The 7,353-nt window shown below is 44.8% G+C and carries 7 protein-coding genes; 3 read left to right on the top strand and 4 right to left on the bottom strand.

Annotated features, from left to right (window positions below):
- Positions 1 to 88 precede the first annotated feature (88 nt).
- On the bottom strand, positions 89 to 1,420 hold the full coding sequence (locus tag NWF01_04270) for a hypothetical protein (protein MCW4024234.1): 1,332 nt from the start codon (positions 1,418 to 1,420) through the stop codon (positions 89 to 91).
- A 182-nt stretch (positions 1,421 to 1,602) separates the two neighbouring features.
- On the opposite strand from NWF01_04270, the gene rqcH reads away from it, so the two are divergent.
- On the top strand, positions 1,603 to 3,633 hold the full coding sequence (gene rqcH, locus NWF01_04275; protein ID MCW4024235.1) for a ribosome rescue protein RqcH: 2,031 nt from the start codon (positions 1,603 to 1,605) through the stop codon (positions 3,631 to 3,633).
- Here the strand turns inward: rqcH and NWF01_04280 are convergent.
- Entirely contained in the window at positions 3,614 to 4,102 is a 489-nt protein-coding gene (locus tag NWF01_04280) for a methylglyoxal synthase (GenBank protein ID MCW4024236.1), read from the bottom strand. The genes rqcH and NWF01_04280 overlap by 20 nt on opposite strands.
- A 138-nt stretch (positions 4,103 to 4,240) precedes the next feature.
- Between NWF01_04280 and NWF01_04285 the strand changes: the two genes are divergently transcribed.
- Positions 4,241 to 4,876: a hypothetical protein gene (locus NWF01_04285; GenBank protein ID MCW4024237.1), complete on the top strand. Its 636-nt coding sequence runs from the start codon at positions 4,241 to 4,243 to the stop codon at positions 4,874 to 4,876.
- A gap of 24 nt (positions 4,877 to 4,900) precedes the next feature.
- On the opposite strand, the gene NWF01_04290 is transcribed toward NWF01_04285, so the two are convergent.
- The gene (locus tag NWF01_04290) at positions 4,901 to 5,380 is read right to left on the bottom strand and encodes a GNAT family N-acetyltransferase (protein ID MCW4024238.1); all 480 of its coding nucleotides are present in this window, start codon (positions 5,378 to 5,380) and stop codon (positions 4,901 to 4,903) included.
- A gap of 85 nt (positions 5,381 to 5,465) precedes the next feature.
- Complete coding sequence (larA, locus tag NWF01_04295) at positions 5,466 to 6,743, bottom strand: nickel-dependent lactate racemase (protein MCW4024239.1); 1,278 nt, start codon at positions 6,741 to 6,743, stop codon at positions 5,466 to 5,468.
- Between the two features lie 218 nt (positions 6,744 to 6,961).
- Here larA and NWF01_04300 point away from each other — a divergent pair.
- Positions 6,962 to 7,353, top strand: a 392-nt coding sequence (locus tag NWF01_04300; protein ID MCW4024240.1) for a hypothetical protein, incomplete at its 3' end; no start/stop codon positions are given.

Raw genomic sequence — 7,353 nt, forward strand, 5'->3', positions numbered from 1 at the left:
ATGAATGGGATACAGAATCGAAATTAATCAGAGTTACCTGTTCGAGTTGTGGCTATAAAGTTACTTTGAAACCAATGCCTAAGAAACCTTAAAAATTGTAGAGTTTTTCTAAGCGGGTTTTTGCTTCTTTTTCTTCTTGGTCTTTTCGCTTTTTTAATTCGGCATCCATCGGGATAATACGGTACTGTCTATCAGGGGGTTCTACATTGGCAAGAATCCACTGCTTTTCTGAATTTTTCAAACTTAACACCGTACACAGGCTATAGCAGTATTTGCCGTTTTCCCACCAATGCTTATCCTCAATCTCCACAAATTCAAAAGTCGATTGCATTGTCTGCACTGGTTTTACTTTCTTTTGAAAAGGATTAGGATTAAATAATTTATGCTCAACGACTTCTACGGGTTGTTTTGTTATAGGATGAGGTATTGTTTTTGTGGGCGGTTTTTTAATTAATCGGCGATTTTCATAGTAACAATCATCCCATTTATGGAAGCGAAAGCGTTTTTGGCTTGTTCCCGCTATGGTTGGCAAGTCGTTATTTTTCATTTTTTTATCCCAAACCTCAAGAACACGCTTCCAAGGGGTAATTTTTGGGGGTTCGTAGGGGTCGTTTTTAGGTTGACGCATAGACCCGTAAATTTCTGCTATGTGATTGAAGGATTTTTTAAAGCCCTGATAAACCCATTGCCGACCATAACTCATGCGAATAACAGGCTGTTTGGCATAGTATTGTCCGACCATGTACATTGACAGACCCCTTGCGCTGGTTATGGGTACATCTTTGATGTTTACTCGGGGCGAGTTCCAAAGTTCATCCCATTGCTCTTGAAGCCACTTAAACGGAATTGGAGGGACATTGTGGGCTTTTCTAAAAATAACATGCAATACACCACCACCCTCGGCAGTTTTCACCTTGAAATAGCGAAATTTGAATTTAAACATGGCAAAATCAAAAGGGTACTTTACGGCTAATTTGTCCCCGTGCAGTTCATAGCCATATATGACGGTGCCTTTTTTGTTACGGTAAAACTCTTTGGCAGAATAGTGCTTTCTGCAAAACTGCATATACATCCTTTTTTGTAATAGCCGTTCTATACGCTTTCGCAGAACAATAAAGGCGTTATTGAGCATTTTAACTTTAGCAAAGCGGTTTTTGCGATTTGTTTTCTCATAGCGGGTTGTTAAGGTCATAAAGGTTAGGCGCTCTTTTCGTGATGATGCCAGCTTCATACCACTGTGTAAGCGCATGTAGTGACGTTTTTGTTTTTTAGTAAATCTACCCTTCCGATAGTATTCTCCCGAATCAACACAAAATAGTCTGCCGTTTGGGGCTACTATGTAACGTTGATTATCAGGCATAAGGAAAACTTCAGGTAATCCGACAGGTGCAGAATGGGTACTTTCCCATTTAATCGGCAATTCTTAGGCAAATAGATACCCTAATTAGACAATATGAAGAAAAAGGGGAAAGATGACGGGAGACATCGCCACTCTTTTGGGATTTAAATGATTTCTGCCCAATCACGATAAACAAGGCATATTGGAGCAAAAAGCCATTTTTATAGCCCCAAACACATACATGCAGATACACGGTGCAGCCTTTGCGTAAAAAAGAATTCAGCAGCTTTGACATTTCAGCCGTAACCCAAGAATTAAAAGAGCACATCTTGGACTCACGAGTTAACAACATCTACCAGTTTGACCAGAAAACCCTCGTATTCCGACTGCACAAAACCGACCTGCCCCCAATCAGACTAGTAATTGAAGCGGGAAGAAGACTGCACACCACAGTTTACGCGGAGGAAAGCCCAGCGCAGCCTCCACCATTCTGTATGACAATGCGCAAGTACCTACGCGGCGCATGGCTGGCAGGGATTGAACAGTACCAGTTTGAGCGAATAGTTACAGTGGATTTTAGGACCAAAACGGGCTTGCTAAAATTGACGGTGGAACTGTTTGGTGAGGGCAATCTGATACTAACTAACGAGCAAAACGTGATAATCAGCGCCATGGAGTTTAAGCGGATGCGCGACCGCAACATCTTGCATGGGGAGCAACTGGTGTTTCCTCCTGCAATAGGCAAAAACCCCTTTGAAGTCACCAAAACCACTCTTGCAGACACCCTCAAAGAGTCAGGCGACACAGAGGTAGTCAGAGCAATGGCGCGTTCTCTTGGGCTTGGGGGGGTTTACTCAGAGGAAATCCTACAAAGAGCAGACATCGACAAAACCAGACCATGCAAAACCCTGCAAGAAACAGATTTTGACGCCATTTTCGGATGCCTTGAGGAATTACTTTCCAAAATTTCTAATCATCAGTTGGAACCCAACATTGTACTTGATGAGCAGAAGGAGTACGTGGATGTGGTTCCTTTCAAGCTTAAACGTTACGAGTCTTACCAAATCCAGCTTTTTCCATCTTTTAGCGAAGCACTGGACCAGTTTTTCCTTCGAGTAATCACGGCGGAGAAGGCTGTTGCCAGTGTAGAAGTGGACAATCTCAAAAAGGAAGCTCAACGGTTAAGCCGCATGGTTGAGGAGCAGGAAAAATCTATCCGTGAAGACCAAGCACGCCAAGAACGCGACCAGCAAATAGGAAACACCATCTACGCTCACCTATCTGAACTACAGATTTTCCTAGATAAACTACACACGGCAAATAGGCAAGGACTAGATTGGATTAGCATCGCCAAAGAAGCAAAAACGCAGTGCAAGTTTGTGGAGTCGTTTGATGGAAAAAATCTTGCCTTAAACATGTGCCTTGATGGCTACCATTTTTGTTTGAACCTGCGAGATTCACTATACGACAACGCCAACCAATACTACGAAAAAAGCAAACGGGCTAAGCAGAAATCTGAAGGCGCCACCTTTGCTTTGGAGGACTCTAAAAGGAAGCTGGCGAAAATCCAAAAAGAACTCGACCGCGCCGAGGAACTTAAAACCCTCAAACCCGCCCAGCTTATGGAAGCGTTGGCTGCACGCAAGATTGAAAGCAAGGAATGGTTCCAGAAATTTCGCTGGTTCACTTCTTCAGATGGGTTTTTGGTGGTTGCAGGCAAAGATGTAGTCAGCAATGAAGTGCTAATTAAGAAGCATGCGACTGATGAGGATGTGGTTTTTCACGCTGAAATCACTGGTTCACCGTTTGTCGTGATTAAGGCGGAGGGCAAACCCATAAGTGAGCAGGCGCTTAAGGAGGCTGGGGAGTATGCGGCGTCGTTTTCCCGTGCATGGCGCGAGAACGCAGGCAGCGCGGATGTGTACTGGGTTAAGCCCGAGCAACTCAGCAAGAGCGGTCCTTCAGGCGAGTCTGTGCCACATGGCGCGTTTTTTGTGGTTGGCAAACGTAACTGGATGCGCGGTACACCGCTAAAGCTTGCGATTGGAGTGAGCGTTGGGGAGAAGGCGGAGTTTTTTGGTGGTCCTGTGGATGCGGTTAGTGCAAGGACTAAATCGTTTATTTTGATTTTACCCGGTGACGTGCAGGGGAAGGAGTTGCTTACTCGTGTTTTGAAGTCTTTGATGTACAAGTTACCAAAAGAACAACGGGAGCGGGCAGGTAAAACTTCGATTGAGCAGGTACGCGAGTTTGTTCCTTATACTAAAGCATCAATTATTGATAAGCTGCGTTAGAATTGTCTGTGTCTTGGTTGTCGAAACGTTTTCGGTAGGATTCATAATCGGGAAGTTGCCGCGCGTAGTCCTCGCACATGAGATGAGAGGAAATCATAAAGTCCGCTGAGGAACGGTTACACGCAAACGGAATATTCCAAACCACAGCCACACGTAGAAGCGCTTTAACGTCGGGGTCATGAGGCATTGAAGAGAGCGGGTCCCAGAAGAAAATCAGAAAATCAATACAGCCCTCAGATATGCGTGCGCCGATTTGCATGTCACCACCTAAGGGGCCACTCTCGAAAATAGTCACGTTTAAACCCAGTTCTTTTTCAAGCAGTTTGCCTGTGGTTCCTGTGGCATAAAGTTCATGCTGCTGTAGCGTTCCCAGATTATATTTTGCCCATTGAAGCATGACTTCTTTTTTGTTGTCGTGAGCGATTAAGGCGATTCTTTTTCTGGGGCGTATTATAGCTACTTTTGGCATGACTAAGTCTCCAATAATTGTTCATCAGCGGTTTGGCTTATTAATTTGTCTTCTTGTAAAACAGTAAAGTCAAGTTCAGCTTTGGGAATAAAGGTTATTTAGCATAACACGCCTTGCCCATAAATGGGGAGAACCGCAGTGGAATCGCTGAAGAAGTTAGCGCAAGGTTTTCTAGCCGCAGCAGGCTTAGTCTGGTGCCTAAACATAGCTGCGATTATACAGGGCGGAGACGCATGGCTTGGGCTACTGTACGCGCTTACGTTGCTTATTCCAGCAATCAGCCTAACATACCTCAAACTGAAAACACCCAACACCACAACAACCCCCAGAAGCGAAAAATTGCGCGGTTTACTGTTTGCCTTTCAAGGTGTCGCGTTGGCGTTTTGGTGCTTTGACATCGTAACCACGGTTTACGCCATAGACATCACAGGTTTAGCCATCGAACTTAACCCGCTTGGGTGGCCACTGGGCATCTTGGGTGCATTCGCATACTACGCTCCAACAATGGTGTTCTCGTACGTGCTGCTTTACCGCATGAAAGAAAAAATCACCCTTGCCGCTGCGGTGCCGTTAACACTGCTTACGCTGGGTATGGCATCGATGAATTTGATGGCGGGAGCACAAAACTTTCAAGTCTTCGTAGACACCGCATACTTAACAACAAGCGTACGCTATTCAATGCTAGCTATGATTGTCATGGTAAATTTGGCGCTGCCGCTTACTGTAAGAAGACTTGTTATACAACCTGAACAGGTAATTCTCAAAACAAACTAAACATAAAAACTGAAAAAACAGGGTTTAGCTCAGTTTTTTGGTCATGACATAGGCGTCTTCGCCATCACTGTAGTATCCGTTGATTGTTCTGCTGACCTCAAATCCGAGTTGTTTGTATAGTGTAATAGCGTAGTCGTTGGTGACGCGGACTTCAAGGAAGCACTGTTTTGCCTTGTAGTAGACCATGCCTTCAAGCGCACGGGTGATTACGGCTTTTGCGATACCTTTGCGTCGATGATGAGGCAACACGGCGATGGAGACTACGTGTCCTTTGCGGATTAACCCGCCAAAGCCCAAGTTAGAAAGACCAACTTCGATGCGGCACATTATGTAGCCTGCGATTTCTTTTTCTGATTCTGCGACGATGAAAGTTTCGGGGAATCGTTGGTGCAGATCGATGAAGAAGAAGTCAGTGTAGTTTTCAGGTAGGCATACACGGTTGATTTGCATTACTGATTGTAGGTCGTCTGGACGGAACTTTCGAAGGTTAAAGGCCTCTGGCATTGTCTCAGCTCTTCTTAACGAATTTCACCATAGAAACTTAAAGTTTACGGATAGCACGTCCGCGTCAAGCGGGTTTTTTGCGGTTTTATTCTGAGGGAGCTTTGTACATAGCTAAGGTGTCGTGTCCATGAGGCATCACCCAAACACGTGAGGCAGAACCTGAAAGTTTCCAAGCTTCCATTAAGGCATCGTTGACGGCGCGTGAAGTTTTTAGTTTGAAAATGGTGGTGGCGTAATAGTCAGGCAACGAGGACACCAAGATTATTTGGTGATTCTGAAGTGCCTTGAGCAGGTAGTAGGCTTTGTGCCCACCCATTATAAAGTGCCGCTTGATTTCCCGCTCAATAGCTTTTAAGTCACCGCCAAACCGCGTCATCCAATCATAAAACACTTGATGACCATGACCTTCAGGGCACTGCGCAACCAAAATAATCACGCCTCCCCGCTTCACCACGTCTAAGCAGTTATCTAATGCCTTGTAAGCTTGGTACAAATCAATATCTAAGGGGTAACCGCCTGCACTGACCACAACGATTTCTGCTCTGCGGTCAACTGTGACACGGTACATTTCATCCACCAGCTTGGCGCCTTCCAAAAACGCCTGCTCCAAATCCCCCGCAAACGCCTTAACAATTTGCCCTTTACTGTTCTCCACCACATTAACGATAAAATCTACTTTGGCTAATCTTGCGGCTTCAGTCATGTCCACATGAACAGGATTGCCTTCAAGATTGCCTGTTTTTGCGCTGGCACTCAGAAGCAGTGCATGGTTAGTTTGGATGGTTTCGTCCCCAGCGACTGCGGGCAGCACACTTTTTCTTCCACCGCCAAACCCAGCGTAGTAATGGTAGCCCACGTCACCCAACAGAACTTTAACGTCTGCGTTTGCAAAGGTTGGGTTGAGGTAGATTTTGTTGTTATGGGTTTTAGTGGTTCCCACGTAAACTAAGTCTTCGGCTTTGGCGTTGCTGCTAATTGTTTTTACCCGTTTCAGAAGTTCAACACCTATCAACTGCTCAGCTTCCTCAGGCTTAACCGCCCTGTGAGTTCCGCAACCAAAAATTACTGTGACATTTTCATCTTTTACGCCTGCCGCGTTAAGTTCGGCAAGTACGGGTGTGAGCATTGCTTGGCTTGGCGCGTTACGTGTGAAATCATCCACGACAATGGCAACTTTACTCTCAGGCTTTGCGATTTCGCAGAGGCGTTTGGTGCCAAGTGGCTCTTTTATTGCGCGTTCAATTTCTGCGTTGGGGTCTTCTACGCCAGCGGTTTCTTTGGGTTCGATTGTTCCAAGCAGGTTTCGCGCGGGGACTCGAAGGCAAATTTGGGTTTTTCCGTATGGAAGCCAAACATCAACCATGCCAAATCACGTATACCAGTTACACGGCAACAGAAACTATTAAGCATTATTAAACCAAGCAACAAAAAGCAACCCGACAAAATTCATCAGCAACTAATTAATCCTTACGAATCAGAGTGTATCTGAATGATGCAATTTCCCAGGATTTTTTCCAGTTTCCACGTATTCTAAAAAAGTTTTAAATACCAAATTATATGCAGATGATTATCGAAAAGAATATGCTTTTTTCACAAAGCACTCAAAAAATAAGAAAAACAGCAATTCTCTCAGTACTTCTTTTGCTTGTTCTGCTGACGGTTTTCCCAAGCACTGCATCAGCAGAGGGAGAATGGTACCCAACCAGACCTCACCCTTACAACAACATCACCAGCCATTACCCCCAAAACAAAACCTATAATCAAAACTGCCTCACCCTAAATGTTACAATAGAAAGTAACAGTTTTCTGGAATACCGAGCCAGATACCCGTACTTCTATTCTATTGATGGAACAGAAGAAATATTATATGGATCCTGGTCCCAACTCGGCCTTGGCAAATTAAATCAAACAGTCATCAGCCAATACGAAGTCACCGACTGGCCATATGACCCATACACAGTATACACTTGGAA

Source organism: Candidatus Bathyarchaeota archaeon, assembly GCA_026014585.1.
In the GTDB taxonomy this organism is placed as follows: domain Archaea; phylum Thermoproteota; class Bathyarchaeia; order Bathyarchaeales; family Bathycorpusculaceae; genus Bathycorpusculum.